The organism is Blastococcus sp. SYSU DS0753 (assembly GCF_054051175.1).
The window spans coordinates 1-26,311 of sequence record NZ_JBJHAT010000015.1 but is presented as its reverse complement, the minus strand read 5'-3'; the positions used below and the strand labels follow the sequence as shown (position 1 = coordinate 26,311).

The window sequence follows — 26,311 nt, the reverse complement described above, 5'->3', positions numbered from 1 at the left end:
CCTCCGTGCGATCCACCCCGCTGACCCGCAACGACCCCGCCCAGTACGACGAGCTCGCCGACCAGTGGTGGCAGCCCTCCGGAGGCTTCGCCGCCCTGCACTGGCTCGCTGCCTCCCGGGCCGAGCACATCCCACCGGCGAGCGGCCCGGGGGCGCTGCTGGTCGACCTCGCCTGCGGTGGGGGGCTGATGGCCCCGCACGCCGCCCGGCTCGGGTACCGGCACGTGGGGGTGGACCTCGGGCTGGAGGGGCTGCGGACCGCGCGGGCGCACGGGGTGCTGCCGGTGCGCGGCTCGGTGCTCGCCGTCCCCCTGGCCGACGGCTGCGCGGACGTCGTCGTCGCCGGCGAGATCCTCGAGCACGTGGAGGACGACGTCGCGGTGCTGGCCGAGTGCGCCCGCCTGCTGCGGCCCGGGGGCGTCCTGGTCGTCGACGCGCTGGCCGCCACGCGGATCGGCCGCTTCCTCATGGTGACGGTGGCCGAGCGGCTCCCCGGTGGCCCGCCGCCCGGCATCCACGACCCGGCGCTCTTCGTCGATCGCGCGCGGCTGCTCGCCGCGGCCGACCGGCTGGGTCTCGAGCTGCGCCTGGTCGGCCTGCGGCCGTCGCTGCGCGACGCGATCGCCTGGCGGCTGGGGCGCCGGGGCTCGGTGCGCATGAAACCGATCCGTTCCACGGCCGTCGTCTTCGCCGGGTACGGCCGGAAGCGGTGAGCGGGCGACGCGACGGCGGCGCACGTACCGTCGAAACCATGATCCCGAGCAGGTCAGCCGTGGGGCCGCGATCGTGACCGCCGCCGTCCTCACCGGGGCGGGCAGCGCGCTGCCCACCACCCTGGACCAGGAGGCCGCCTGGGACGGGTTCTTCGGCACCCACTACGAGGGGGTGCGCGCCGCCCGCCGGATCTTCCTCGGGGCCGGCGTGCGCCGCCGGCACGCGGTGGCCAACCCCGTGGACGAGGACCTCAGCGGCTGGAGCACCGGGGCGCGGATGGCGCGGTACGTCCAGGAGGCCCTCCCGCTGGGCAAGCAGGCCGTCGCCGGGGCGCTGGACTCCGCCGGGCTGGCGCCCGGGGACGTGGGGCTGTTCGCCGTCGCCACCTGCACCGGCTACGCGACGCCGGGGCTGGACATCCGCCTGGCCAGCGACCTCGGCATGCCGGCCGGGCTGCAGCGGCTGCTGGTCGGCCACATGGGCTGCTACGCGGCGATCCCGGGCCTCGCGGCCGTCGGCGACTTCGTCACCGCGCGGTCCCGGCCGGCGGTGCTGCTGTGCTGCGAGCTGACCAGCCTGCACGTGCAGCCGGCCCAGGCCGATCTCGAGCAGGTCGTCGCGCACGCGCTGTTCTCCGATGCCGCGGCGGCCGTGGTCGTCGAACCCGGCGCCGGGCGCGGGCGCCGGATCGCCGGGGTCGTCGCGCGCACCGACGCCTCGACCGCCGACCACATGACGTGGGACGTCACCGACCTCGGGTTCCGCATGGGGCTCTCCCCGCGGGTGCCCGACGTGCTGGCGCGGCACGTGGGGAACGTCGTCGACGAGCTGCTCGCCGGAGCGGGTCTGCGCCCCGAGGACGTCGCGGGCTGGGCCGTGCATCCCGGGGGACCCCGCATCATCGACGTCGTCCGCGACGAGCTGGGCCTGCGCGAGGAGCAGGTCGCGGCCTCGCGCCGGGTGCTGGCCGAGCACGGCAACTGCTCCTCGGCCACCGTCCTGCTGGTGCTGCAGGAGCTGGCCGACGTCGACGGGCCGGTCGTGGCCATGGCGTTCGGGCCGGGCCTGACCCTCTACGCGGTGCTGTTGCTGCCCGCGTGACCCCTGGTCGCGGAGCGGCGGCGGTCCTACGCTGCCCTCCCCGGAACCGTGGGAGGGAGGCGGCCGTGGGCGCGTCGCCGCCGGGCGTGCGGGTGTTCCTCGTCGACGACCACGAGGTGGTCCGCCGCGGCGTGGCCGAGGTCCTCGAGGACGACCCCGCCATCACCGTCGTGGGGGAGGCCGGCTCGCGCGCCGAGGCGCTGGCCCGGGCTCCCGCCGTCCGTCCCGACGTCGCCGTCCTCGACATGCGGTTGCCCGACGGGGACGGCGCCACCCTCTGCCGGGAGCTGCGCGCGAGGCTGCCCGGCCTTCGCTGCCTGGTGCTCACCAGCTACGCGGACCGGGCGGCGCGCGACGAGGCGGTGCGCGCCGGCGCGGCCGGGTTCCTGCTCAAGCAGGTGCGCGGCTCGGCGCTGGTGTCGGCGGTGCGCACAGTGGCGGCGGGCGGCGACCTGACCGAACCCGGACCGCCGCCACCGGCGCGGTCCGGCGGTGATCGGCTCGCGACGCTGACCGACCAGGAGCGCGCCGTCCTGGGGCTGATCGGTGAGGGGCTCACCAACCGCCAGATCGGCGAGCGCATGGGGCTGGCCGAGAAGACGGTCAAGAACTACACCAGTCACGTGCTGGCCAAGCTGGGCCTCGAGCGCCGGACCCAGGCCGCCATCCTGGCCACCGAGCTGCGCGACCGCCGGAGCTGAGCCTGCGCCGGTGCGGGTCAGCCGGGGAGTGGCACGACCCAGCGGATCTCCGTCCCCGAGGCCCCGGTGGCGGTCGCCAGCCGGCCACCCCGGCGTTCCGCGCGGTCGGCCAGGTTGGCCAGCCCGCTGCGCACGGTGACCGCCGGCAGCCCGTGCCCGTCGTCGGTGACCACGACGCGCACCTCGTCGGCCAGGGCCACGGTCACCGTCACGCGGGTGGCGCGGGCGTGGCGGACCACGTTGGTGACCAGCTCGCGGACGACGGCGACCACGTCGCCGGCCAGGCCGGGAGGCAGGTCCTCGATCTCGCTGCGCACCCGCAGGTCCGGGCGCACCCCGTGCCCGTCGGTCACCGACCGCACCACGTCGGCGAGCCGTCGCCGCACGGCCGCGGACGAGGAGTCCTCGGCCCCGTGCAGCTCGAAGATCGCCTCCCGGATCCGGGCGATGGTGCCGTCGAGCTCGTCCACGTGCCGCGCGATCCGGCTGGCGACCAGCGGCGCGGAGCCCTCCAGCGAGCGGCCGAGCCGGTCCAGCGCCAGGGCGGTCGCGAAGATCCGCTGCACCACGTGGTCGTGCAGGTCCCGGGCGATCCGGTCCCGGTCGGCCTGCACCTGCAGCCGCTGCTCGCGCTGCTGGCTGCGGACCAGCCGCATCGCCACCGCCGCCTGGGTGACGAACGCCGACGCCGGCTCGAGCACCGCGGGGTCGAACGGTGGCCGCTCCCGCAGCCGCATGGCGACCAGGGTGGTCGGCGGAGACGGTCCACCCAGCGGGAGGTGGAGCGCCGGTCCGTACCGGCCGGCGAGCTCACCGACCAGTGGGGCGCGGGTCGTGCCCGGCACCGGCGTGGCGACGTCGTCCACCAGCAGCGGCGTGCCCGAGCGGTGGGCGTCGCCCAGCCGGGTGCCGGCGAGGGGGATGCGCGCGCCCTCGGTCCGGGTGGCCTCGGGGCCCACGGCGGCGGTCACGACCAGGGTGCCCTCGTCACCGGGCACCGGCGCCAGGATGCCGACGGTGTCGGCGCCGGAGAGCTCGGCGATGCGGGCGGCCGCGGTGCGGAGGACCTCGTCGGCGGGGCGCCCCGACAGCAGCGCCGTCGCGATGTCGGTGCCGGCCTGCGACCAGGCCCGGCGCTGCTCGGCCTGCTCCAGCAGCCGGGCGTTCTCGATGGCCAGGCCCGCCACCGCCGCCATGCCCTCGGAGAGCTCCAGGTCGGCCGGGGTGAACGCGCCCCCGCCGCGCTTCTCGGTGAGGTACAGGTGCCCGAAGACGGAGTCGCGGGCGCGGACCGGGAGGCCCAGGAACGACCGCATCGCGGGGTGCCCCGGGGGGACGCCGACCGAGGCGGGGTGGGTGCGCAGGTCGGCCAGCCGCAGCGGGGTCGGGTCCTCCAGGAGCAGGCCGAGGATGCCGGCGCCCTCGGGCGTGCGGCCGATCCGCTCCTGGGCCCCGGGATCCAGGCCGACCGTGACGAACCGGTCCAGCCCGCGCCCGTCGGGCGTGAGCACGCCCAGCGCGCCGTAGCGGGCGTCGACGTGCCGGGCCGCGACCGCGACGATCTCGTGCAGGGTCGCCTCGAGCCGGCCACCCGAGGCCGCCGCCAGCACCGCGGCGGTGAGGGCCGCGGCGTCGTCGCTCATCGAGCGCACCGGTGGTCGGGCGGGGGCACGGCCTGACCGTAGGAGCGCCGACGGGGGCAGGGGAAGCGCTTGGCCCATCGTGGGGCACGGTCGCGTCCCGCCCCAGGGACGAAAGGCCCGGTCCCGTTCCGTGTTCCCCGGCCTGCGCCGGAACGCGCCGAGGCCCCGGTCGATGCGACCGGGGCCTCGGGAGCTCGTGGAGCGGGTGACGAGAATCGAACTCGCACTGTCAGCTTGGGAAGCTGATGTTCTACCATTGAACTACACCCGCGAACAGCGACGAGCCTACCTGGTCGCCTCCCCGCCGCGACAGCCACCTCCGGTCAGCGGCGCATCTCCGCGAGGAAGCCGGTCGCCTCCGACCGCAGCTTCTCCGCCATCTGCGACAGCCCGGTGACGTCCTCGTGGCCGGTGTTCAGCGACGCCGAGCCGTCCACCGCGGCGGCGATGCCGCCGACCAGGCCGTTCATCTCGTCGACGGTGGAGCTGACGCTGCTCATGCCGGCGGCGACACCCTCCGACGCCTGGCGGATCTGCTCCACCTGGGCGGTGACCCGCTCGGTCGCGCGGCCGGTCTGGTCGGCGAGGTCCTTGACCTCGGAGGCGACGACGGCGAACCCCTTGCCGGCCTCGCCCGCGCGGGCGGCCTCGATCGTGGCGTTGAGCGCGAGGAGGCGGGTCTGGGCGGCCACCGAGTCGATCAGCGCGATGATCTCCTTGATCTCGGCCGACGAGCGGGTGAGCGAGCTGATCGTGTCCTGCGCGGTGCCCACCTCGGCGCTCGCCGCGGTCGCGGCGGCGGTGAGCCCGGACGCCGATGCGCTGAGCTCGGTGGCGGCCGTCGCCACCTGCTCGGACATCGAGAGCACCACCGACTCGAAGTCGTCGGCCAGCCGCAGCCGGCTGGTCTGCGCGTCGGTGACGCGCCCGGCGGTCGCCTGCATCGCGGTGCGGGCGTCGTTGATGTCGCTGGCGGTGCGGCGGAAGGAGCCGAGCAGGCCGGTGGTGAGCAGGCGGCGGTGGAACCGGCCCTCGGCTGCGGAGCTCAGCGCGGCCGACGACTCGCGGACGAACGCGTCGGAGACGTCGAGCACCCGGTTGAGCGCGTGGTGGAGGGAGACCAGTTCGGGCACCTGCTCGGTGTCGGCGTCGATGCGGCTGCGGGCCTCGAGGTCACCGCGCGAGGCCGCCTCGCACGCCGCCGTCAGCTGCCGGACGAAGCCGCGGTAGAGCGCCAGCTCCGCGGCGTCCGACCGCCGGCCGTGCTCGCCGCGCGTGGTGCGCACGCCCATGTCAGCTCTCCTCGCGGTTGATGATCGACCAGACGAACTCCTCGTAGCTCTGCCCCTGCTCGGCGAGCACCTCGTCGAGCAGCCTGGAGGAGGCCGCGACCGCGCTGCGCGCGTTCGGGTGCCGGCGCTCCTCGGCCAGCAGCCGCTGGTAGAGGGGCAGCACCCGCCGGACGGCGCCCCGGGAGGGCCGCCGGCGGTTGGAGTGGTAGCCGACGACCCTGCAGTGCGCGTCCTTGGAGGGCGTCACGTGCGCCAGCACCCAGTAGTGGCCCCCGTCGGTGGCGAGGTTGTTGATGTAGGCGAACACCTCCTGGCCGGCGCCCAGGGTGTCCCACAGCAGCTTGAACACCGCCCGCGGCATCTCCGGGTGGCGGATCAGGTTGTGCGGCTGGCCGATCACGTCGTCGCGGTCGTAGCCGCTCACCCGCAGGAAGACGTCGTTGGCGTACGTGATCACGCCGCGCAGGTCGGTCTTGGAGACGATCAGCTCGTCGGCGGAGAAGCTCCGCTCGCGGCCGGTGGGGCGCACGGCGTCACGGGCGCCGCGAGGCGCGGCGGTGGCCGGCCGGGTGTCGAGCACGCAGGTTCCCCTCGGTTTCGTTCGATTGCGTCCCGTTCATCGGCAGTCGGGAGGTCCAACGGGACGTGGGGAGGCGACAGCGCGCCGCGGGCAGCCGGCGCCGTTCGCCCGCACGGCGCGCGGACGCGGTTCCCTAGACTCCGCGCCATGCTGCTGAGCGACCGCGACATCACGGCCGCGATCGCCGGGGGACGCCTCGGCATCGAGCCCTACGACCCGGGGCTGGTGCAGCCGTCCAGCATCGACGTCCGGCTGGACCGGTACTTCCGGGTGTTCAACAACGCCCGCTACACCCACATCGACCCGGCGGAGCAGCAGGACGACCTCACGTCGCTGGTGGAGCCCGAGGGCGACGAGCCGTTCGTGCTCCACCCGGGTGAGTTCGTGCTGGGCTCCACGCTGGAGGTCGTCCGCATCCCCGACGACCTCGCCGCCCGGCTGGAGGGCAAGTCCTCGCTGGGCCGGCTGGGCCTGCTCACCCACTCGACGGCGGGCTTCGTCGACCCGGGGTTCTCCGGGCACATCACCCTGGAGCTGTCGAACGTCGCGAACCTGCCGATCACGCTGTGGCCGGGCATGAAGATCGGCCAGCTGTGCCTGTTCCGGCTGACCAGCGCGGCCGAGCACCCCTACGGCTCGGCGGTCTACGGCTCCCGGTACCAGGACCAGCGGGGGCCCACGCCGTCGCGCTCGTTCCGCAACTTCACCCGCGCGGAGACCCGGCGTCCCTAGCCTCGGCGGGCGGGGCGTCGTCGACGTCGGCCGCTGCCGGGACCTCGACGCCGGCGCTCTCCAGCACCTCGGTGGAGCGGCCCGCGGGTGACCAGCCGGGGACGGTGCGCTCCACCTCGTCGTCGACGAACACCTGCCGCGTGGCGATCCACCCGGCGACGGCGAGCACGGCGACGCCGGTGAGGGCGATGACGAACATGCCGTCGTAGCTGCCGGTCACCCCGCGGAGCACGCCCACGAGCAGCGGGCCGGCCCCGGCGATCACGTAGCCGATGCTCTGGCTGACGGTGGAGAGCGCGGAGACGGTCTCGGGCGTGCGCGCGCGCAGGCCGATGAGGGTGAGCACCATCGAGAAGGTGCCCATGCCGACGGCGATGAGGACCATCCACAGCCACGGGGCGACGGTCGGCGCCGTCCAGAGGCCCACCCAGCCGGTCACGTAGCAGGCGATGAAGAGCAGCAGCAGCGGGCGCTGCAGACGCGGCCGGACGGTCAGCGACGGGATGACGGCGCTCAGCGGCAGCCCGACGACGGAGTTCAGGCCCAGGAGGAGACCGGCGGTCGCCGCGCTCAGCCCCGAATCACGCAGGTACTGCGCCGACCAGCCGATGACGACGTAGGCCTGGAGCGCCTGCACGCCGAAGAAGGCGGTGATCGCCATCGCCGTAGGGCTGTGCACGAGGGCCCGCATCCGGACGGCGGTGTGGCCCTCGCGCGACACGTCGGGCGCGGCCGGCAGAGCCAGCCACACCCCCGCCGCGACGAGCGCCGGCAGCGCCCAGACGACGAGTGCCCAGCGCCAGCCCTCCCCCTCGGCGACGTCGGCGATCGGCTGCGAGGTCACCGCCGCGAGGGTCGCGCCCAGCCCCATCGCGGTGCTGTAGGCGCCGATCAGCGGGCCCGTCCGCCCCGGGAAGTGGCGCTTGACGAGCCCCGGGAGCATGACGTTGCCCAGCGCCCCGCCGGCCATGGCCAGCGCCGTGCCGGCGAGGAAGACCGGGAACGCCTCGGCCAGGCTGCGCAGCCCCAGCCCGACGGTCATCGCCACCAGGGCGCCGGCGAGGACGTGCGCGTCGCGGTAGCGCGCCGACAGTGCGGGGCCGGTGAACCCGATGAGCGCGAAGCAGAGCACCGGCATCGTGGTGATGACCCCGGCCAGGCCGCTGGAGATGTCCAGGCCCCGCTCGAGCTCTTCCAGCACCGGGCCGACGCTGGTGACCGCCGTGCGCAGGTTGAGCGCCGTGAGCACGATGGCAACGGCCATCAGCCCGAGACCGCGACGACGGTCGGTGCCGGCGGTGTTGCGTGCGGGGGCGGTGCGGGTCACCCGGAAAGCGTCCTCCGTGACCGGGTGCACACCGCCCCCGGGTGGGTGCGCGGCGCAACCACCGCGGGGTGCACGGCTCCGGAACGGCGACGGCGCGCACCCCGCGGGATGCGCGCCGTCGCACGGCCCCGTCCGGAGGCTCGCCCCGAGCGTGCGAGGGGTGAGGAGGACGGGGTCCTTCTTCTACTTCGGGTCGTGATCCGTCGCGGCGGAGTCGAGGCCCACGACGTCGTCGTCCTTCGTGCCGACGTCGGCGCCCTGCTCGGCACCCTGCGCGCCGACGGCGACCGGCTGCATCGAGCGCAGCAGGATCTGGCTGACGTCGAGCACCTCGACGTGCTCGCCGGCCTCGCCGTTCTGCTTCTTGCTGGTCAGCGCGTCGCTGAGCATCGTGATGCAGAACGGGCACGCGGTGGAGATGACGTCGGGATCGAGCTCGAGGGCCTCCTCGGTGCGCTCCATGTTGATCCGCTTGCCGATCTTCTCCTCCATCCACATGCGGGCACCGCCGGCACCGCAGCAGAAGCCGCGGTCCTTGCAGCGGTGCATCTCCTGCGTGGACAGGCCCTGGACGGAGTCGAGGATCTCCCGCGGGGGCGTGTAGACCTTGTTGTGCCGGCCCAGGAAGCACGGGTCGTGGTAGGTGACCTTGCGGTCGACCGGGGTGACCGGGGTCAGCCGGCCCTCCTCCACCAGCTTGCCGAGCAGCTGGGTGTGGTGCACGACCTCGTACTCGCCGCCGACCTGCGGGTACTCCCGCCCCAGCGAGTTGAAGCAGTGCGGGCAGGTGGCGACGATCTTGCGGGTGCCCGGCACCCGGCCCTCGAAGACGCCGTTGAGGGTCTCGACGTTCTCCATGGCCAGCTGCTGGAAGAGGAACTCGTTGCCCATGCGGCGGGCCGGGTCGCCCGAGCAGGTCTCGCCGTTGCCGAGCACGGCGAACTCGACGCCCGCGGTGTGCAGCAGCTCGGCGACCGCCTTGGTGACCTTCTTGGCGCGGTCGTCGACGGCGCCGGCGCAGCCGACCCAGAACAGGTACTCGACCTCGTGGGGGAGCGGGCCGTCGGCGACGCGAACCTCGAAGTCCATCTCCTTGATCCAGTCCTCGCGGACGTTGCCGCCCATGCCCCACGGGTTCCCGCGCTTCTCGAGGTTGGTCATCATGACCCCGGCCTCGGACGGGAAGTTGGACTCGATCAGCACCTGGTAGCGGCGCATGTCCTGGATGTGGTCGACGTGCTCGATGTCCACCGGGCACTGCTCGACGCAGGCGCCGCAGTTGGTGCAGCTCCACAGGACGTCGGGGTCGATGACCCCGCCCTCCTCGAGGGTGCCGACCAGCGGGCGGTGCGCCTGGGCGTCGTTGGTGCCCTCGATCCGGGCGTAGCCCGACGCCCAGACCTGCTCGTCGCTGGGCTTGAGGAGGTCGTAGTCGGGCGCGGACTCCGACGCCGTCTTCTCACCGAGCAGGTACGGGGCCTTGGCGTACAGGTGGTCCCGCAGGTCCATGATCACCATCTTCGGCGACAGGGGCTTGCCGGTGTTCCAGGCCGGGCACTGGCTCTGGCACCGCCCGCACTCGGTGCAGGTGGTGAAGTCCAGCATCCCCTTCCAGGTGAAGTCCTCGATCTTGCCGCGGCCGAAGACGTCGTCCTCGCCCGGGTCCTCGAAGTCGATCGGCTTGCCGCCGGAGGTCATGGCGGGCAGCGGGCCGAGCGCCGGGGCGCCGTCGGCCTCGCGCTTGAAGTAGATGTTGAAGAAGGCGCTGAACCGGTGCCAGGCGACACCCATGTTGAGGATGCGGCTGATGACCACCAGCCAGGTCAGCGACACCACGATCTTGATGAAGGCGACGATCGAGACGACGTCGGGGTTGTCCGGGAAGAGGTTCGACGCCAGGCTCGCGAACGGGTGCGACCAGGTCGGGGCGTCGTCCAGGCCGGAGGCGACCTTGGCCGCGCGGATGCTGAGGATGCTGATGCCGACGATCAGGACGACGGCCTCGACGAAGTAGCCCCGGCCCTCGTTGGACCCGGCGAAGCGGCTCCTGCGGCCCTGCCGGCGCGGGTGGTCGAGCTGGCGCCGGACGATCAGGTAGATGATCCCGAGGATCGTGCCGGCGCCGATCAGGTCGACGAAGAGGCTCCAGATCGCCCACTCGCCGATGAGCGGCAGGTGGAAGGCCGGGTTCCACACCTCGCCGAACGCCTCGACCAGCGTCAGGAACAGGCCGTAGAAGCCGACGAAGACGAACCAGTGGGCAACGCCGATGGTCGACCACTTCAGCATCCGGGTGTGGCCGATCGACTCGACCACCAGCGTCTTCAGCCGGCTCTTGACCGGGCCGAAGCGGGTGCCGTCGGGCTGGCCGGTGCGGATGATCCGCACCATCGCCCGGACGGCCCGGTAGGCCATCACGGACGCCACGATCAGGAACAGGACGCTGATAGTCCCCAGGACGATCTGCAGCGGGCCCGTCATGTTTTCCCCTCCCGTACGCCTGGCGGCGTCGGTCGTCTCCCGCCGGCCACGCGGGCGACGGGGCTGTGTGTGGTGCGCGCCCCGGTGCACCGGCCGGTGGGCCGGCGCCCGGAACGCATGCGGGCAGGCGCAGCCCGCACTCCAGGGCACGATAGCGGGCGCGCTCAGAGGCTACTCGCCGGTAACCCTGGGCGCGGCGCCGCGGATCGGCGAGCCCGGCCGAGGCGCTCCGCCCAGGGGTGACCCGTGACACGTCCCGTCGTCGTCCACCGATGTGCGACGTGACTGCAGCGTCCCTCCCCGCCACCTGGGTTCGCCGACCCGGGCCCGCGGCTGTCAGCTCAGGCCCGTGCCGCGGGGGTGGGTGTCGCCACCTCCGGCCCGCGCCCGCCGCCTGAGCGTTGTACGCCTGGGCTCGCGGCTACGGGCTTGGGCTGCTCAGCCCGCGCGCACCCGACCTCGCGCACGGGGGGTGGCGGTGAAGCGGCGTCCCGTGGGCGCCGGTGCTGCCAGGAGTTCGCGCAGCCGTGCTTCGACGCGGGGCCAGTCGCGGTCGACGTCCTCGTCGGCCACCCGGATCACGCGGACGCCCAGCGCCCGGAGTTCGTCCTCCCGCCGCTTCTCCTCCCAGAGCACCTGCGCCGGTGTCCGACCGCGCCACGGGTCCGTGTACTTCACCTTCCCGTCGAACTCGACCGCGACGGCGGCCGCTCCGAACCAGGCGTCGACCACGCCGACGAGGCGCCCCTCCGTCCGGATCTCCACCTGGAGCTCCGGCGCCGGGAATGCCGCCCCGAGGATGCGCGCAGGCGGCCCCGCGTCTCCAACGGCGATTCGGCGCGCCCGTCGGCGAGGGCCACCGCGCGGGCGGCGCGGCGGGCGCCCGGCCACCCCTGGAGCGCCGCCGCTCCCTGGGTGAGCTGCTGCACAGTGATGCGTTTCCGGAGCAGTGCGGCGTCCAGTGCGACCACCGCATCGTCGAGCGGCCACCGGCGCACCACGTCGAGCAGGGTGCGAGCGGTGGTGGTCACGCGGAGCGGCCCCTCGGAGGTGACGTCGTCCGGCCCGAGCGGCGCCTGGGTGATGCGGTAGACCCGTCCCTGCCGGGACAGCCCGGGGTCGGTCAGGCGGATCGGACCCGCGGTGGAGCGCCTCGGGACCGGCAGCTCCCAGAGGTGTGCGGCCGTCTCGTGGCTCAGCGCCACGGTCGGGCGGTCGAGCTCCAGCAGGACGGCGAGGCACTCCAGCCGGTGGCGGGTGCCGTCTGTCGTCGCCGAGCGGACGGCTTCGGCCGTGGCGTGGACGCCGCGACGGAGGCGGACCCAGGTGCCCGACGAGAGGAGGCGGCGGATCTCGGGGTGGTCGTAGCCGGCGCGGCGGGCGTCCCGCGCGGTGAACAGGCCCAGCTGGCGCTCGGCGGCGGCGCGGAGGAGCGGGTGCACCGGTGCAGTGTCGAGCGTGCGCGGCGGTCGCGGTGGGTGGGCGGCGGATCTGTGGATCACTGCGCGGACCGCCACGGGCTTGTGGGTGCCACCCCAGCGTCGTGCCGCTGAGGGCGCGGCCACGAGGCCGGGGTGACGCGGCGAGGGAACGTGTGACGCGGGGCCCGGGAACACCGCCGCGCAGCTTGCCGTTACGGTGGACAGGAAAGTTGAGCGCACCACGCGCAATGCGGTCGCGCTCGGCTCCTCGTACGGACCAGTACCACCCCCAGCACACGGAAGAGAGGCCATCTCCCATGGCTCGAGCGGTCGGTATCGACCTCGGCACCACCAACTCCGTCGTCACCGTCCTCGAGGGCGGTGAGCCGACGGTCATCGCCAACTCCGAGGGTTCGCGCACCACCCCCTCGGTCGTGGCCTTCGCCAAGAACGGCGAGGTCCTCGTCGGGCAGTCGGCGAAGAACCAGGCGGTCACCAACGTCGACCGCACCATCCGGTCGGTCAAGCGCCACATGGGTACCGACTGGAAGACCGACGAGATCGACGGCAAGAAGTACACGCCGCAGGAGATCTCCGCGCGCATCCTGCAGAAGCTCAAGCGCGACGCCGAGACCTACCTGGGCGAGCCGGTCACCGACGCGGTCATCACCGTCCCCGCCTACTTCGAGGACGCCCAGCGCCAGGCCACGAAGGAGGCCGGTGAGATCGCCGGGCTCAACGTCCTGCGCATCGTCAACGAGCCGACCGCGGCCGCGCTGGCCTACGGCCTGGACAAGGGCGAGACCGAGCAGACGATCCTCGTGTTCGACCTCGGTGGCGGCACCTTCGACGTCTCGCTGCTCGAGATCGGCGACGGCGTCATCGAGGTGAAGGCCACCGCCGGTGACAACCACCTCGGTGGTGACGACTGGGACGAGCGCGTGGTCAAGCACCTGGTGCAGACGTTCAACGCCTCCAACGGCATCGACCTGTCCAAGGACAAGCTGGCCATGCAGCGGCTGCGCGAGGCGGCCGAGAAGGCCAAGATCGAGCTGTCGGGCGCGCAGTCGACGAACGTCAACCTGCCCTACATCACCGCCGGCGCCGAGGGCCCGCTGCACCTGGACGTCACGATGACCCGCGCCGAGTTCCAGCGGCTGACCCAGGACCTGCTCGACCGCACCCGGGCGCCGTTCAACCAGGCGATCCGCGACGCCGGCATCTCCGTCGGCGACATCGACCACGTGGTCCTGGTGGGTGGCTCGACCCGCATGCCGGCCGTCACCGAGCTGGTGCGCGAGCTGACCGGCGGCAAGGAGCCCAACAAGGGCGTCAACCCCGACGAGGTCGTGGCCATCGGCGCCGCGCTGCAGGCCGGTGTCCTCCGCGGCGAGGTCAAGGACGTCCTGCTGCTCGACGTCACCCCGCTGTCCCTGGGCATCGAGACCAAGGGCGGGATCATGACCAAGCTCATCGAGCGCAACACCACGATCCCGACCAAGCGCTCGGAGATCTTCACGACGGCCGACGACAACCAGCCGTCCGTGCAGATCCAGGTGTTCCAGGGCGAGCGCGAGATGGCGATGTACAACAAGAAGCTCGGCATGTTCGAGCTGACCGGGCTGCCCCCGGCGCCGCGCGGCGTCCCGCAGATCGAGGTCGCCTTCGACATCGACGCCAACGGCATCGTCCACGTCCACGCCAAGGACCTGGGCACCGGCAAGGAGCAGTCGATGACCATCACCGGCGGCTCGGCCCTCCCCAAGGAGGACATCGAGCGGATGATGAAGGACGCCGAGGCGCACGCCGAGGAGGACAAGCGCCGCCGCGAGGAGGCCGAGACCCGCAACCTCGCCGAGTCGCTGCAGTACCAGACCGAGAAGTTCCTGGCCGAGAACGGCGACAAGATCCCGGCCGAGAAGAAGGACGAGCTCGGCGAGGCGCTCACCGAGCTGCGCTCGGCCCTCGGCGGCTCGGACATCGACGCCATCAAGTCCGCCCAGGAGAAGGTGGCCCGGGTGTCCCAGGAGGTCGGCGGGGCGCTCTACGCCCAGCAGGCCGAGGCGGCCGGCGGAGCGCCCGGCGCCGAGGCCGGTGCCGAGGCGGGTGCCGGTGCGGCGGGTGGCCAGGCCACGGGTGACGACGACGTCGTCGACGCCGAGATCGTCGACGAGGACACCGACCGCCGATGACGGACAGGGAAGAGCAGCCGCGGGTCGTGATCCGCGACAGGCGGCGCATCGACCCCATCACTGGCGCAGTGCGGACGCCGGCCGGCGAGCAGCCGGCCGGCGTCCGGCCCGGTACCGACCTCCCAGGGGAGCAGATGAGCGAGCACGACATGCCGGCCGCCGATGAGGCCGCGGGCGCGCAGCAGGGCACGGGGCCGCAGCAGGACCCGGCGGCGCAGCAGGGGACCGAGCCGCAGGGGGGTGCCGCGCCGCAGTCGGCGGCGGACGGCGACCTGGCGCAGCAGCTGACCGAGCGCACCGAGGACCTGCAGCGGGTCACCGCCGAGTACGCCAACTACCGGCGGCGGGTGGACCGTGACCGGTCGCTCGTCGTCGACCAGGCCGCGGAGCGGTTCGCGACCCAGCTGTTCCCGATCGTCGACGACATCGAGCGGGCCCGTGACCACGGCGACCTCACCGGCGCCTTCAAGCTGGTCGCCGACCGCATCCTCGGGTTGCTCGACGGCCTCGGGGTCGAGGCGTTCGGCAAGGCCGGCGACGAGTTCGACCCGTCGCTGCACGAGGCCGTCATGCACGAGACCTCCGCCGAGGTGAGCGTCCCGACGGCCACCACCGTGCTGCGGCAGGGCTTCCGCCGGGGCGAGCGGGTGCTGCGGACCGCCATGGTCGCCGTCACCGAGCCGGAGGCGCCTGCGCGCGCCGAGTCCGCGGCGTCCGCCGAGTCCGCGGCGTCCGCCGAGTCCGGGGAGGCCGCCGAGCCCACCGACCAGGCCGCCGGCTGAGCGGCGTCCGACCGAGCGCGAGAGGGGGCGTCCGATGAGCACCCGTGACTTCATCGAGAAGGACTACTACGGCGCGCTCGGCGTTCCCCAGGACGCCGACGCGGCCGCGATCAAGAAGGCCTACCGCAAGCTGGCCACGGAGCTGCACCCGGACAAGAACCCGGGCAACACCGAGGCCGAGGCGCGGTTCAAGGAGGTCTCCGAGGCCTACGACGTGCTCTCCGATCCCAAGCGGCGCGGTGAGTACGACGACGCGCGACGCCTGTTCGGCGCCGGGGGAGCCGGTGCCCGTGCCGGGTTCCCCGGCGGCTTCCCGGGCGCCGGGCCCGGCGGGCAGCCCTTCGACCTCGGCGACCTGTTCGGCGCAGCCGGCGCCGGGGCGGGCGCCCGGGGGGCCGGTGGCCTGGGCGACATCCTGGGCGGGCTGTTCGGTGGGGCCGGTGGCGCGCGTGCGCGCAGCCAGGCCGCGTCCGGGCCCGCGCGGGGTCAGGACGTCGAGACCGAGGCGACGCTCTCCTTCGAGGAGGCCGTGCTCGGCGTCACCGTGCCGCTGCGGATGCAGAGCCCGGGCAGCTGCCCGACCTGCGCCGGCAGCGGCGCCCGCCCCGGCACCTCCCCGCACACCTGCCCGGTGTGCCAGGGCGCTGGTGTGACCAGTCGGAGCCAGGGCGCCTTCGCCTTCTCCGAGCCGTGCCGCAACTGCCGCGGCAGCGGCCAGGTCGTCGAGGACCCGTGCCCCACCTGCGCCGGGAGCGGGGTCACCAGCCAGACCCGCACCATCACCGTGCGGATCCCGGCGGGGGTCAAGGACGGTCAGCGGATCCGGCTGCCCGGCAAGGGAGCACCCGGGCGGCGCGGTGGCCCGGCCGGCGACCTGTTCGTCGTCGTCCACGTCGCGGAGCACCAGCTGTTCGGGCGCAAGGGCGAGGACCTCACCCTGACCGTGCCGATCACCTTCGCCGAGGCGGCGCTGGGCACCACGCTGACGGTGCCGACCCTGGACGGCACCGTGTCCCTCAAGGTCCCCGCCGGCACCGCGAGCGGCCGCACGCTGCGGGTCCGCGGACGGGGGGTGCCCACCAAGGGCCGCACCGGCGACCTGCTCGTGACCGTCGAGATCGCCGTCCCCGCGCGGCTGACCCCGGCGCAGCGCAAGGCGGTCGAGGCCCTGGCCGAGGAGATGGACGAGGACCCGCGCCCGCAGATCACCGCCGCGGTGCGGCGTGGAGGTGAGGGATGACCAGGCCGTCGGGTGGCCCGCTCGGTGAGGCGGGCCCGGCCGTCGCCGACGACGCCCCGGTGTTCGTGATCTCCGTGGCGGCCCAGCTGGCCGGGATGCACGCGCAGACGCTGCGGCAGTACGACCGGCTGGGGCTGGTCAGCCCCGGCCGGACCTCCGGCGGAGGGCGGCGGTACAGCCCCCGCGACGTCGCACTGCTGCGCGAGGTGCAGCGGCTGTCGCAGGAGGACGGGGTCAACCTGGCCGGCATCAAGCGGATCATCGAGCTGGAGTCCCAGGTCGAGGCGCTGCAGGCCCGGGTGCACGAGCTGCTCGAGGAGCTGCAGCACTCCGAGAACCGGCGGATGGCCGCGGAGGCGGCGATCCCGGCGGCCTACCGGGCCGATCTGGTGCCGCACCGGCGGCAGAGCTCGGCCCTCGTCGTCTGGCGCCCGGGAGGTGCCCGGTGAGCGGGCCGGACGCCGACGCCCACGAGGCCTTCGTGTCGCTGGAGCGGGAGATCGGTCTGCTGCTCCGGCGGTCCCGGGCCATCTCGACCCGGCTGGCGCGCGAGCTGCACCCCGATCTGGACGGCGCCGCGTACGGGCTGCTGGCGCTGTTGCAGGACGCCGGGCCGCTGCGGGCCAGTGACCTGGTCGCGCGGCTGGGGCTGGACAAGAGCACCGTCAGCCGCCAGTTGTCCAGCCTCGTGGAGCTGGGACTGGTCGACCGGGCGGCGGACCCCGACGACGGCCGGGCGCAGGTGCTGAGGCCGTCCGCCGAGGGGGCCGCGCGGCTGGCCGGCATCCGGACGGCCCGCCGGGCCCGCTGGGAGAGCGACCTCGCCGACTGGCCGGCCGAGGACGTCGCGACGCTCGCCGTCCTCCTCGAGCGACTGAACCGGATCGGCGAGGCGCGAGAGGCAGAGTCCACGGAGCGCTGACCCGCCCGGGCCGGGCGTGGCCGACGACACAGGAAGCTTCGTTGCAGACCGCAACCATATGATCGTATGGTTGCGGTCTACAAGCGTTTTCCGTCCTGAGGACGTCCCATGCCCATGCACCCCGACACACGTGACCGCCTCACCGCCGGCGTCGCCCAACTGATCCGCGCCGGACGGCACCTGAGCTCCCGCGCGGCCGTGCAACTGCACGGCGACCTGCCGTCGTTCGGCTGGCCCCTGCTCGCCCCGCTCGAGCGGCAGGACGACCTCCGCTGCAGCGCGCTCGCCGCCCTCGCCGGGGTCGACGGCTCCGTCGCCAGCCGGCAGCTGGCCGCCCTGGAGCGGGCAGGCTACGTCCACCGCCGCCCCGATCCCCGCGACGGCCGGGCCGCGCTCTTCCGGCTCACCGACCAGGGAGCCCGGGCGCTCGCCACCTCGCGGGCGCTGCGTGCGGAGTGGGCGCTGACCGCCCTGGCCGGCTGGGACGAGGCGGACGCCCGGCGGCTCGCCGATCTGCTCGATCGGCTGGTGGCCGACATCGACGTCGTCGGCGGGCAGCCGCGCACCGATCCCGTGGCGGCGGCCCGATGACCGCCCGGCCCTCGCTCCCGCCCCGTTCTGCGCCAGTTCCGTCCAGGAGTCCCGTGAGCACCGTCCAGACCTCCGCGCCCGAGGCGCCCGTCGAGCAGCAGGGGAGGATGACGCACCGTCAGGTGCTGGAGGCCCTCTCCGGCATGTTGCTGGCGATGTTCGTGGCGTTCCTGTCCTCGACCGTCGTCTCCAACGCGCTGCCGACGATCATCACCGAGCTGCGGGGCACGCAGAACCAGTACACCTGGGTGATCACGGCGACCCTGCTGGCCTCGACGGCGTCCACGCCGATCTGGGGCAAGCTCGCCGACCTGTTCAGCAAGAAGCTGCTGATCCAGCTGTCGATCGTCATCTTCATCGTCGGCTCGATGCTGGCCGGCCTCGCGCAGTCGGTGGACACGCTCATCGCGTGGCGCGTCCTGCAGGGCCTGGGCCTCGGCGGCCTGCAGGCGCTGGTGCAGATCGCGATGGCCGCGATGATCAGCCCGCGCGAGCGCGGTCGCTACTCCGGGCTGCTGGGTGCCGTCATGGCGGTCGCCACGGTCGGCGGTCCGCTGCTGGGCGGCCTGCTGGTCGACACCAGCTGGCTCGGCTGGCGCTGGTGCTTCTACGTCGGCGTCCCGTTCGCCGCCGTCGCGCTGGTGCTGCTGCAGCGCACCCTGCACCTGCCGGTGACGAAGCGAGCCGTGACGATCGACTACCTCGGTGCCGCCCTCCTCGCCGCTGCGGTCTCGGCCCTGCTCATCTGGGTCACCCTGGCCGGCAGCAGCTTCGCGTGGGCCTCGGTCGAGACGGCGCTGTTCCTCGGCGGGGCGGCGCTGGCAGTGGTGGCGTTCCTCGTGACCGAGCTGCGGGCCGCGGAGCCGATCGTGCCGCTGCGGCTGTTCCGGGACCGCACCACCACGGTCGCCATCATCGCCAGCGTCGCCGTCGGCATGGCGATGTTCGGCTCCACGGTGTTCCTGGGCCAGTACCTGCAGATCTCCCGCGGGTACTCGCCCACCGAGGCCGGGCTGCTCACCATCCCGATGGTCGGCGGCCTGCTGATCTCCTCCACGGTCTCCGGTCTGCTCATCACCCGGTTCGGCCGGTGGAAGTCCTACCTGACGGCCGGTTCGGTCCTGGTCGTCGCCGGCTTCGCGCTGCTCGCGACGATCGATCACGAGACCGACATGGTCCTGCTGAGCTTCTTCCTGTTCGTGCTCGGCGTCGGGATCGGGATGAGCATGCAGAACCTCGTCCTCGCCGTGCAGAACACCGTGGCGGCGACCGATCTGGGGGCGGCGAGCTCCGCGGTCGCCTTCTTCCGCAGCCTCGGCGGCACGATCGGCGTCTCGGTGCTCGGTGCGGTGCTGAGCAACCACGTCGGGAACCTGATCCGGGGCGGCCTGGCCGACATCCCCGGTGCGGCCGAGGCCGCCGCGGCAGGTGGCGGGGACATCGGCCTGGCCGATCTCGCGGATGCGCCGGCGCCGATCCAGGAGCTCATCCGCATCTCCTACGGCGACGCGACCGGCCGGGTCTTCCTGATCTCCGCCGTCGTGGCGGTCGTCGCCGTCCTCGCGGTGCTGTTCATCCGCGAGGTGGCGCTGCGCACCGAGACCGGTGACGAGCGCCAGGCGGCCGAGCGTTCCGACGCCGTGCGCATCGACACCGACGCCATCGAGGGCCGGGACGCCGGGGGCGAGCGCACCGACGAGGTGGCGCACGCCGGATCCGGGGCCGCCACCCGCTGACCTGACCGTCCGACGGCCCGTCTCCCTCGGGGAGGCGGGCCGTCGCCGTTCAGCCGGAGGTCACCCCTCCAGCGAGGCGTCCAGCGTGATCTCGGTACCGGCCAGCGCCTTGCTCACCGGGCAGCCGGCCTTGGCCGCCTGCGCGGCCTTGTCGAAGCCGGCGGCGTCCAGGCCGTCGACCTCGCCGCGCACGGTGAGCTTGACCCCGGTGATCGCCGGGGCTCCGTCCTGCTGGCCGAGCGTGACGTCGGCCGAGACCTCGAGCGACTGCGGGGTGCCGCCGGCCTTGCCGATCTCACTGGAGAGCGCCATGGCGAAGCAGGCGGAGTGCGCCGCCGCGATCAGCTCCTCGGGGCTGGTGGCACCGGCTGCCTCGTCGGCGGTGCGCTTGGGGAACGACACCTCGTAGGTGCCGATCTTGGAGCTGGAGAGCTCCACCTGTCCCGAGCCCTCCTGGAGGGTCCCGTTCCAGGCGGTGCGGGCGGTACGAGTGGGCATGTCGTCCCTTCGGGCCGTGGCCGCCCCTGGCTCGGGCGGCACCGTGGCCGCCCTCCTACCCGCTCGGGCGGAGCCCTACCGTCCGGACTCGGCCTGCTCCGCGGCCGCGCCGTTGACCCGGTCGGTGAGCAACCGGAGCCGGGCCTTCAGGTCGTCGAACTCGCTGGCGTCGAACCCGATCGCGCCGATCATCTCCTCGGAGATGGCCATGGCCTTGTCCTGCAGCGCCCGGCCCGCGTCGGTGAGCGCGATCGAGACCGACCGCTCGTCCTCGACCCGCCGGTGGCGGGTGACCAGCCCCGCGGCCGTCAGGCGCTTGAGCAGCGGCGACAGCGTGCCGCTGTCCAGGGCCAGGCGGGAGCCGAGCTGGCCGACCGTCTGGTTGTCGGACTCCCAGAGGAGCAGCATCACCAGGTACTGGGGGTAGGTCAGACCGATCGCGTCGAGCATGGGGCGGTACCGCGCGGTCACCGCCCGGGACGCGGCGTACAGCGCGAAGCACAGCTGATCGTCGAGTGCGACGCTCGGGGCTGGCAGGGCGGTCATGTCGCCAGTCTAGGGGCTGGCGTCAGCGGACTCGGGACCTTCCGCCCTTGCGCCTCCCCGGATGGGCGACCTAACGGCCGGTGGGGACCCGCGGGGACGGTCGAACGGGCAGAGTTGAGCGGAACAGACTCAACCCATGGTTCGTTGCAGGAGTCGATGGCGCCGCCCACGGACGGACGGCGTCCCCCAGCCACCCGAAAGGACGTGCGTCCGAGCATGGAGAGCAAGCTCACGACCCGCTCGCAGGAGGCCGTCGCCGGCGCTCAGCGTCTCGCCGTCGGCCGGGGTCAGGCGGCCCTGGAGCCGCTGCACCTGTTGGTCGCCCTGCTGGAGCAGGCCGACGGCATCGCCGGTCCACTGCTGACCGCGGTCGGTGCCGACCCGGCCGACGTGCGCAGCAAGGCCGACGCCGCGCTGCGCCGCATGCCGAGCGTCAGCGGCGCGACGGTCTCCGCGCCCGCACCCTCGCGCGAGTTCCTCCGGGTGATCAACGCCGCGTCGGAGCAGGCCGGGGCCCTCGGCGACGAGTACGTCTCCACGGAGCACCTGCTGGTCGGGCTGGCCGGCTCGGAGGGCGAGGCCGGGGCCGTGCTCACCAGCGCCGGTGCCACCCGTGACGCGCTGCTGGCGGCCTTCCGCACTGTGCGCGGCAACCGCAAGGTGACCAGCGCCGACCCCGAGGCCACCTACCAGGCGCTCGAGAAGTTCGCCGTCGACCTCACCGAGCGCGCCCGTGACGGCAAGATCGACCCGGTCATCGGCCGCGACACCGAGATCCGCCGCGTGGTGCAGGTGCTCTCCCGCCGGACCAAGAACAACCCCGTCCTCATCGGCGAGCCGGGTGTCGGCAAGACGGCCATCGTCGAGGGCCTGGCCCAGCGGATCGTCGCCGGTGACGTCCCGGAGAGCCTCAAGGGCAAGCGGCTCATGGCGCTGGACCTGGCGTCCATGGTCGCCGGCGCGAAGTACCGCGGTGAGTTCGAGGAGCGGCTGAAGGCCGTCCTGCAGGAGATCACCGAGGCCGAGGGCGAGATCATCACCTTCATCGACGAGCTGCACACCATCGTCGGTGCCGGCGCGACCGGCGACGGCGCCATGGACGCCGGCAACATGATCAAGCCGATGCTCGCCCGCGGCGAGCTCCGCATGGTCGGCGCCACCACGCTCGACGAGTACCGCGAGCACATCGAGAAGGATCCGGCGCTGGAGCGGCGCTTCCAGCAGGTCTTCGTCGGCGAGCCCAGCGTCGAGGACACCATCGGCATCCTGCGCGGCCTCAAGGAGCGCTACGAGGTGCACCACGGCGTGCGCATCACCGACGGCGCGATCGTCGCCGCCGCCACGCTGTCGGACCGGTACGTCACGTCCCGGTTCCTGCCCGACAAGGCGATCGACCTGGTGGACGAGGCCGCCAGCCGGCTGCGCATGGAGATCGACAGCCGGCCGGTGGAGGTCGACGAGGTCGAGCGCGCCGTCCGGCGGCTGGAGATCGAGGAGATGGCGCTGGCCAAGGAGGACGACCCGTCGTCCCTCGAGCGGCTGGCCGCGCTGCGCGAGGACCTCGCCGACAAGCGCGAGGAGCTGGCCGAGCTGACCGCGCGCTGGCAGCAGGACAAGAGCGCCATCACCCGCATCCAGCAGATCAAGGAGGAGCTGGAGCGGCTGCGGCTGGAGGCCGAGCGCGCGGAGCGCGAGGGTGAGCTCGCCCGGGTCGCCGAGCTGCGCTACGGGCGCCTGCCGCAGCTGGAGAAGGCGCTGACCGAGGCCGAGGCGTCGGTCGAGGAGCAGGCCTCCATGCTGAAGGAGGAGGTCGGCCCCGACGACATCGCCGAGGTCGTCCAGGCCTGGACCGGCATCCCCGCCGGCCGGCTGCTGGAGGGCGAGACCCAGAAGCTGCTGCGCATGGAGGAGGAGCTCGGTGGGCGGGTCGTCGGGCAGCCGGATGCGGTGCGGGCGGTCTCCGACGCCGTCCGGCGGGCGCGCTCCGGCGTCGCAGACCCCGACCGGCCGACCGGCTCGTTCCTGTTCCTCGGCCCCACCGGCGTCGGCAAGACCGAGCTGGCGAAGGCGCTGGCGGGCTTCCTGTTCGACGACGAGCGGGCCATGGTCCGCGTCGACATGAGCGAGTACTCCGAGAAGCACTCGGTGGCCCGGCTCGTGGGGGCCCCTCCCGGCTACGTCGGCTACGAGGCCGGCGGTCAGCTCACCGAGGCGGTGCGCCGCCGTCCGTACACCGTCGTCCTGCTCGACGAGGTGGAGAAGGCGCACCCCGACGTCTTCGACGTCCTGCTGCAGGTGCTCGACGACGGGCGGCTGACCGACGGCCAGGGCCGGACCGTGGACTTCCGCAACACGATCCTGATCCTGACGTCGAACCTCGGATCGCAGATCATCGCCGACCAGTCGGTGCCCGAGGAGCGGCGCCGCGACGCCGTGCTGGGCGTCGTGCGGTCGCACTTCAAGCCGGAGTTCCTCAACCGCCTCGACGACGTCGTGGTGTTCCGGGCGCTGGGCAGCGAGGAGCTGACCGGGATCGTCGACATCCAGGTCGGCGTCCTGGCCCGCCGGCTGGCCGCCCGCCGGCTGACCCTGACGGTCACCGATGCCGCGCGCGACTGGCTGGCGCTCAACGGCTTCGACCCGGTCTACGGGGCCCGGCCGCTGCGCCGGCTGGTGCAGTCGGCGATCGGCGACCAGCTGGCCAAGGCGCTGCTGGCCGGGGAGATCCGGGACGGCGACGAGGTCGTCGTCGACTGGCCGGGTGGTGACGTCGAGGGGCTGCGCGTCACCCGCGGCGCGTAACCGCCCGCGGGCGGGCCTGGCCCCCGTCGCCGCGCCCGCCGGGCCCCCTGCGGTCCGGCGGGCGCGCCGTCCGATCGGGTGGGACCGCGTGCCCTGCTGGTCCCCGCCCGCGTCGTCGTCGATGATCGCGGCGACGACGGGGACCGGGGAGGCGGAGGCACGATGACGGCGGGGCAGGACGACCAGCACGGCCAGCAGCAGGGGCAGCCCGAGGGGCAGGGCGACCGGCCGCAGCCGGGGTGGGGTCAGCCCTCGGGCCAGCCGCCCCACGGCCAGCCGCCCCACGGCCAGCCGCCCTACGGGGGTCAGCCCCCGTACGGGGGTCAGCCCCCGTACGGAGGTCAGCCCCCGTACGGAGGTCAGCCGCCGTACGGAGGGCAGCCGCCCTACGGCCAGGGACCGCAGAACCCGTACGGCCAGAACCCGTACGGCCAGAACCCGTACGGCTACGCCCCCGCGCCCTCGGCCCCCACGGGCGGAGGGCCCGGCACGCCGGCACCCCTGGACCGCCCGGTCACGGTGCGCGCCGGGATCGGCGCCTTCCTCGCCGCACTGGTGCTCAGCGCCGTCGCCGCCGTCGCCACGCTGCTCAACTGGGACGAGTTCGTGGCCTGGACGCTGGACGAGTCGGGCACCGACCTGGAAGGGCCCGAGTTCGAGGGCCTCGACCCCGAGGCGTTCGCCGAGATCATCGGCCAGATCACGATCGGCATCACGGTCCTGATGCTCGCGCTGCAGTTGCTGTTCCTGTGGTTCGCCTGGCAGGGCCGCAACTGGGCGCGGATCGTGCTGTGGGTCCTCGGTGGCCTCACGCTGCTCACCGGCCCGTTCAACGCCGTTGCCAGCGGGCCGCTGCCGTTCGTCAACACGCTCACGTGGTTCCAGCTCGCCCTCACCGCCGCCGGGGTCGTGCTGCTGGCGGCGAAGCCGTCCAACGACTGGTACCGCTTCCGCAAGTGGCAGCGCGCCACCGGGCAGGGCTGAGCCGGGGCGGCCCTCAGCCGGGACCGGCGTTCACCCAGTCCCGCGTCGTGCGCGCCGCCAGGCTGGTCGCCGCCGCGACCGACAGCACCAGCAGGAGGAGCGCGACGACGGTGGTGCCACCCGCGGTGAACATCGTGGACAGCAGCACCACCGCCAGCACGATCGTCGCGACCAGCCCGGTCCACCGGCCCCACCGGTGGCGGCCCGCCAGCGCCCAGGCCGAGACGCCGTAGCCGACCCCGAGGACGAGCGGGACGGTGGTGTTGACCAGCAGGAACTGCTGCGCCTCGTCCCGGGTGAGCCCGCCCTCGGTCAGCACCTCGACGACGCCCTCACGCCCGAGCCAGGTGATCGTCACGTAGAGCACGAGCAGGGCGGCGAGGGTCGCCAGCAGGGCGATGGCGACCCTCGCCGACGGCGGTGCCTGCCGGGTCGGGTCTCCGTCGGCGGGCGGGGGCGGGGTTCGCGCGGCACGCGTCCAGCCTGGCAGACGGCCGGGCCGCAGCACCGCGCCCGCGGCCGGCGCACGAGCGATCGTGACCCCGCCGTCGCACGGGAACAGACAGGATCACCACCATGACGCGCACCCCGACCCGCGGCGTTCTGCTCATCGCCGTCTCCAGCCTGGCGATCACGCTGAGCGCCTGCGGCTCCGACGACCCTGCCGGCAGCACCGCCGGCACCACCCCCGCCACCACCAGCTCCGCGCCGGAGACGAGTGCGGCGGCGCCGGCCTTCGACGGGCCGTTCGGCGAGGGCTGCGCAGCGGTGCCCGCCGAGGGCCCGGGCAGCTTCGAGGGCATGAGCGCCGATCCGGTGGCCACCGCGGCCGGCAACACCCCGGCGCTGTCGACCCTCGTGCAGGCCGTGCAGGCCGCGAACCTGGTCGAGACCCTGAACACCACGGAGGACATCACCGTCCTGGCACCGTCGAACCCGGCGTTCGAAGCCCTCCCCCCGGACGCGCTGAACGGGCTGCTCGCCGACACCCCGGCGTTGACCGCGGTGCTCACCCACCACCTCATCCCGGGCCGCCTGGCCCCGGACGAGCTGGCCGGCACGCACGCCACGCTGAGCAACGACGAGGTGACCATCGAGCGCTCCGGCGAGAACTTCACCATCGGCGCCGAGGCGACCATCGTCGGCGAGGAGGCGACGGTGGTGTGCGGCAACGTGCAGACGGCGAACGCGACCGTCTACATCATCGACCAGGTGCTCCAGCCCGCCGGCCTGTGAGGGCCGGTGCGTCGCCCGGACTCCGCCGGGCGAGGCGCTCAGTAGGGTCCGTGCCATGGAGAAGGACCTCGTTCCCCCCCACACCTCGTCCCTCGGCGCGGGCCCCTGGAGCGAGGCCTCGCTGCCCGACCGCGACCGGCTGCTGCAGCTGATCCTCGACCTCGCCGTGGTGCACGGGAAGGTCACGCTCTCCTCCGGGCAGGAGGCCGACTGGTACATCGACATGCGCCGGCTCACGCTGCACCACGAGGGCGCGCCGCTGGTCGGGCGCGTGATGCGGCAGCTCACCGGCGACCTGCGCTACGACGTCGTCGGCGGGCTCACCCTCGGCGCCGACCCGGTCGCCACGGCGATGCTGCACGCCGCCGCGGCGGGCGAGGGCTTCCTCGACGCCTGCGTCGTCCGCAAGGCGGGCAAGGCCCACGGCCTGCAGCGCCGGATCGAGGGGCCGGACGTCGCCGGCCGCGCCGTCCTGGTCGTCGAGGACGTCTCCACCACCGGCGGCAGCCCGCTGACCGCGGCGCAGGCGTTGCAGGAGGCCGGCGCGGAGGTGGTCGCGATCGCGGTGATCGTCGACCGCGGTGGGCGCGCGGCGGTGGAGGAGGCCGGTTTCGAATACCGGGCCGCCTTCACCCTCGCCGACCTCGACCTCGCCTAGCCCGTCCGGGGGGGGGGGGGGGGGGGGGGGGGGGGGGGGGGGGGGGGGGGGGGGGGGGGGGGGGGGGGGGGGGGGGGGGGGGGGGGGGGGGGGGGGGGGGGGGGGGGGGGGGGGGGGGGGGGGGGGGGGGGG

25 protein-coding genes and 1 tRNA gene are annotated in these 26,311 nt (G+C 73.8%); 15 read left to right on the top strand and 11 right to left on the bottom strand.

Translation table 11 applies throughout. The features are described from left to right. Window positions 1-5: 5 nt before the first annotated feature. The 3 genes from ACI799_RS12735 to ACI799_RS12725 all read left to right on the top strand — a co-directional run bounded on the left by ACI799_RS12735 (window position 6) and on the right by ACI799_RS12725 (window position 2,516). Window positions 6-713 carry a methyltransferase domain-containing protein gene (locus ACI799_RS12735; RefSeq protein WP_456590118.1) on the top strand — a complete coding sequence of 236 codons (708 nt, stop codon included), beginning with the start codon at window positions 6-8 and terminating at the stop codon, window positions 711-713. A gap of 73 nt (window positions 714-786) precedes the next feature. Beyond that, window positions 787-1,815, top strand: coding sequence for a type III polyketide synthase (locus ACI799_RS12730; RefSeq protein WP_456599964.1), 1,029 nt, complete (start codon window positions 787-789; stop codon window positions 1,813-1,815). Between the two features lie 65 nt (window positions 1,816-1,880). Continuing rightward, the gene (locus tag ACI799_RS12725; protein ID WP_456599963.1) at window positions 1,881-2,516 is read left to right on the top strand and encodes a response regulator transcription factor; all 636 of its coding nucleotides are present in this window, start codon (window positions 1,881-1,883) and stop codon (window positions 2,514-2,516) included. A 17-nt stretch (window positions 2,517-2,533) separates the two neighbouring features. On the opposite strand, the gene ACI799_RS12720 is transcribed toward ACI799_RS12725, so the two are convergent. From ACI799_RS12720 to ACI799_RS12705, 4 genes are all read right to left on the bottom strand, one after another. Beyond that, window positions 2,534-4,159, bottom strand: a complete 1,626-nt coding sequence (locus ACI799_RS12720) for a GAF domain-containing protein (protein WP_456613224.1) — start codon at window positions 4,157-4,159, stop codon at window positions 2,534-2,536. Between the two features lie 197 nt (window positions 4,160-4,356). After that, a tRNA-Gly gene (locus ACI799_RS12715) sits at window positions 4,357-4,430 on the bottom strand. A 52-nt stretch (window positions 4,431-4,482) separates the two neighbouring features. After that, window positions 4,483-5,451 (bottom strand): methyl-accepting chemotaxis protein, encoded by a 969-nt coding sequence (locus ACI799_RS12710; RefSeq protein ID WP_456590122.1) that lies wholly within the window; start codon window positions 5,449-5,451, stop codon window positions 4,483-4,485. 1 nt (window position 5,452) lies between these two features. Continuing rightward, a complete protein-coding gene (locus tag ACI799_RS12705) occupies window positions 5,453-6,031 on the bottom strand; it encodes a PAS domain-containing protein (protein ID WP_456590123.1) in 579 nt (192 codons plus the stop codon). A gap of 147 nt (window positions 6,032-6,178) precedes the next feature. On the opposite strand from ACI799_RS12705, the gene dcd reads away from it, so the two are divergent. Then, the gene (dcd, locus tag ACI799_RS12700; RefSeq protein WP_456590124.1) at window positions 6,179-6,763 is read left to right on the top strand and encodes a dCTP deaminase; all 585 of its coding nucleotides are present in this window, start codon (window positions 6,179-6,181) and stop codon (window positions 6,761-6,763) included. Here dcd and ACI799_RS12695 read toward each other — a convergent pair. From ACI799_RS12695 to ACI799_RS12680, 4 genes are all read right to left on the bottom strand, one after another. Further along, window positions 6,735-8,090 (bottom strand): MFS transporter, encoded by a 1,356-nt coding sequence (locus ACI799_RS12695; RefSeq protein ID WP_456590125.1) that lies wholly within the window; start codon window positions 8,088-8,090, stop codon window positions 6,735-6,737. The two genes, dcd and ACI799_RS12695, sit on opposite strands and share 29 nt — an antisense overlap. A gap of 183 nt (window positions 8,091-8,273) precedes the next feature. Beyond that, window positions 8,274-10,571 (bottom strand): (Fe-S)-binding protein, encoded by a 2,298-nt coding sequence (locus tag ACI799_RS12690; RefSeq protein ID WP_456590126.1) that lies wholly within the window; start codon window positions 10,569-10,571, stop codon window positions 8,274-8,276. 438 nt (window positions 10,572-11,009) lie between these two features. Further along, a complete protein-coding gene (locus tag ACI799_RS12685) occupies window positions 11,010-11,249 on the bottom strand; it encodes a hypothetical protein (RefSeq protein ID WP_456613223.1) in 240 nt (79 codons plus the stop codon). Beyond that, window positions 11,246-12,013, bottom strand: coding sequence for a type IV toxin-antitoxin system AbiEi family antitoxin domain-containing protein (locus ACI799_RS12680; protein WP_456613222.1), 768 nt, complete (start codon window positions 12,011-12,013; stop codon window positions 11,246-11,248). Before ACI799_RS12680 ends, ACI799_RS12685 begins: the two co-directional genes overlap by 4 nt. 296 nt (window positions 12,014-12,309) lie before the next feature. On the opposite strand from ACI799_RS12680, the gene dnaK reads away from it, so the two are divergent. The 7 genes from dnaK to ACI799_RS12645 all read left to right on the top strand — a co-directional run bounded on the left by dnaK (window position 12,310) and on the right by ACI799_RS12645 (window position 19,455). Further along, window positions 12,310-14,184, top strand: a complete 1,875-nt coding sequence (gene dnaK, locus ACI799_RS12675; RefSeq protein WP_456590128.1) for a molecular chaperone DnaK — start codon at window positions 12,310-12,312, stop codon at window positions 14,182-14,184. Continuing rightward, the gene (gene grpE / locus ACI799_RS12670) at window positions 14,181-14,966 is read left to right on the top strand and encodes a nucleotide exchange factor GrpE (RefSeq protein WP_456613221.1); all 786 of its coding nucleotides are present in this window, start codon (window positions 14,181-14,183) and stop codon (window positions 14,964-14,966) included. Before dnaK ends, grpE begins: the two co-directional genes overlap by 4 nt. Before the next feature lie 34 nt (window positions 14,967-15,000). Further along, window positions 15,001-16,206, top strand: a complete 1,206-nt coding sequence (gene dnaJ, locus ACI799_RS12665) for a molecular chaperone DnaJ (protein ID WP_456590130.1) — start codon at window positions 15,001-15,003, stop codon at window positions 16,204-16,206. Further along, window positions 16,203-16,655, top strand: a complete 453-nt coding sequence (locus ACI799_RS12660) for a heat shock protein transcriptional repressor HspR (RefSeq protein WP_456590131.1) — start codon at window positions 16,203-16,205, stop codon at window positions 16,653-16,655. The genes dnaJ and ACI799_RS12660 overlap by 4 nt, the downstream gene beginning before the upstream one ends. Next, window positions 16,652-17,128 (top strand): MarR family winged helix-turn-helix transcriptional regulator, encoded by a 477-nt coding sequence (locus tag ACI799_RS12655; RefSeq protein WP_456613220.1) that lies wholly within the window; start codon window positions 16,652-16,654, stop codon window positions 17,126-17,128. Before ACI799_RS12660 ends, ACI799_RS12655 begins: the two co-directional genes overlap by 4 nt. Before the next feature lie 108 nt (window positions 17,129-17,236). Then, window positions 17,237-17,719, top strand: a complete 483-nt coding sequence (locus ACI799_RS12650) for a MarR family winged helix-turn-helix transcriptional regulator (protein WP_456597825.1) — start codon at window positions 17,237-17,239, stop codon at window positions 17,717-17,719. Between the two features lie 53 nt (window positions 17,720-17,772). Continuing rightward, complete coding sequence (locus ACI799_RS12645; protein WP_456613219.1) at window positions 17,773-19,455, top strand: DHA2 family efflux MFS transporter permease subunit; 1,683 nt, start codon at window positions 17,773-17,775, stop codon at window positions 19,453-19,455. Window positions 19,456-19,515: 60 nt separating this feature from the next. Here the strand turns inward: ACI799_RS12645 and ACI799_RS12640 are convergent, their stop codons facing one another. Both ACI799_RS12640 and ACI799_RS12635 read right to left on the bottom strand, forming a co-directional pair. Further along, window positions 19,516-19,953, bottom strand: a complete 438-nt coding sequence (locus ACI799_RS12640; RefSeq protein ID WP_456590135.1) for an OsmC family protein — start codon at window positions 19,951-19,953, stop codon at window positions 19,516-19,518. Between the two features lie 75 nt (window positions 19,954-20,028). Continuing rightward, window positions 20,029-20,499 (bottom strand): MarR family winged helix-turn-helix transcriptional regulator, encoded by a 471-nt coding sequence (locus ACI799_RS12635; protein WP_456590136.1) that lies wholly within the window; start codon window positions 20,497-20,499, stop codon window positions 20,029-20,031. Window positions 20,500-20,715: 216 nt separating this feature from the next. Here ACI799_RS12635 and clpB point away from each other — a divergent pair, with 216 nt between their 5' ends. Together clpB and ACI799_RS12625 are read left to right on the top strand one after the other, a co-directional pair. Continuing rightward, window positions 20,716-23,301 (top strand): ATP-dependent chaperone ClpB, encoded by a 2,586-nt coding sequence (gene clpB, locus ACI799_RS12630; RefSeq protein WP_456590137.1) that lies wholly within the window; start codon window positions 20,716-20,718, stop codon window positions 23,299-23,301. A 162-nt stretch (window positions 23,302-23,463) separates the two neighbouring features. Further along, entirely contained in the window at window positions 23,464-24,285 is an 822-nt protein-coding gene (locus ACI799_RS12625) for a hypothetical protein (RefSeq protein ID WP_456613218.1), read from the top strand. Window positions 24,286-24,298: 13 nt separating this feature from the next. On the opposite strand, the gene ACI799_RS12620 is transcribed toward ACI799_RS12625, so the two are convergent. Beyond that, window positions 24,299-24,652, bottom strand: coding sequence for a hypothetical protein (locus ACI799_RS12620; RefSeq protein ID WP_456613217.1), 354 nt, complete (start codon window positions 24,650-24,652; stop codon window positions 24,299-24,301). Between the two features lie 209 nt (window positions 24,653-24,861). Here ACI799_RS12620 and ACI799_RS12615 point away from each other — a divergent pair, with 209 nt between their 5' ends. Both ACI799_RS12615 and pyrE read left to right on the top strand, forming a co-directional pair. Beyond that, window positions 24,862-25,521, top strand: coding sequence for a fasciclin domain-containing protein (locus tag ACI799_RS12615; RefSeq protein WP_456597829.1), 660 nt, complete (start codon window positions 24,862-24,864; stop codon window positions 25,519-25,521). A 55-nt stretch (window positions 25,522-25,576) separates the two neighbouring features. After that, the gene (gene pyrE, locus ACI799_RS12610) at window positions 25,577-26,179 is read left to right on the top strand and encodes an orotate phosphoribosyltransferase (RefSeq protein WP_456590141.1); all 603 of its coding nucleotides are present in this window, start codon (window positions 25,577-25,579) and stop codon (window positions 26,177-26,179) included. Window positions 26,180-26,311 lie beyond the last annotated feature (132 nt).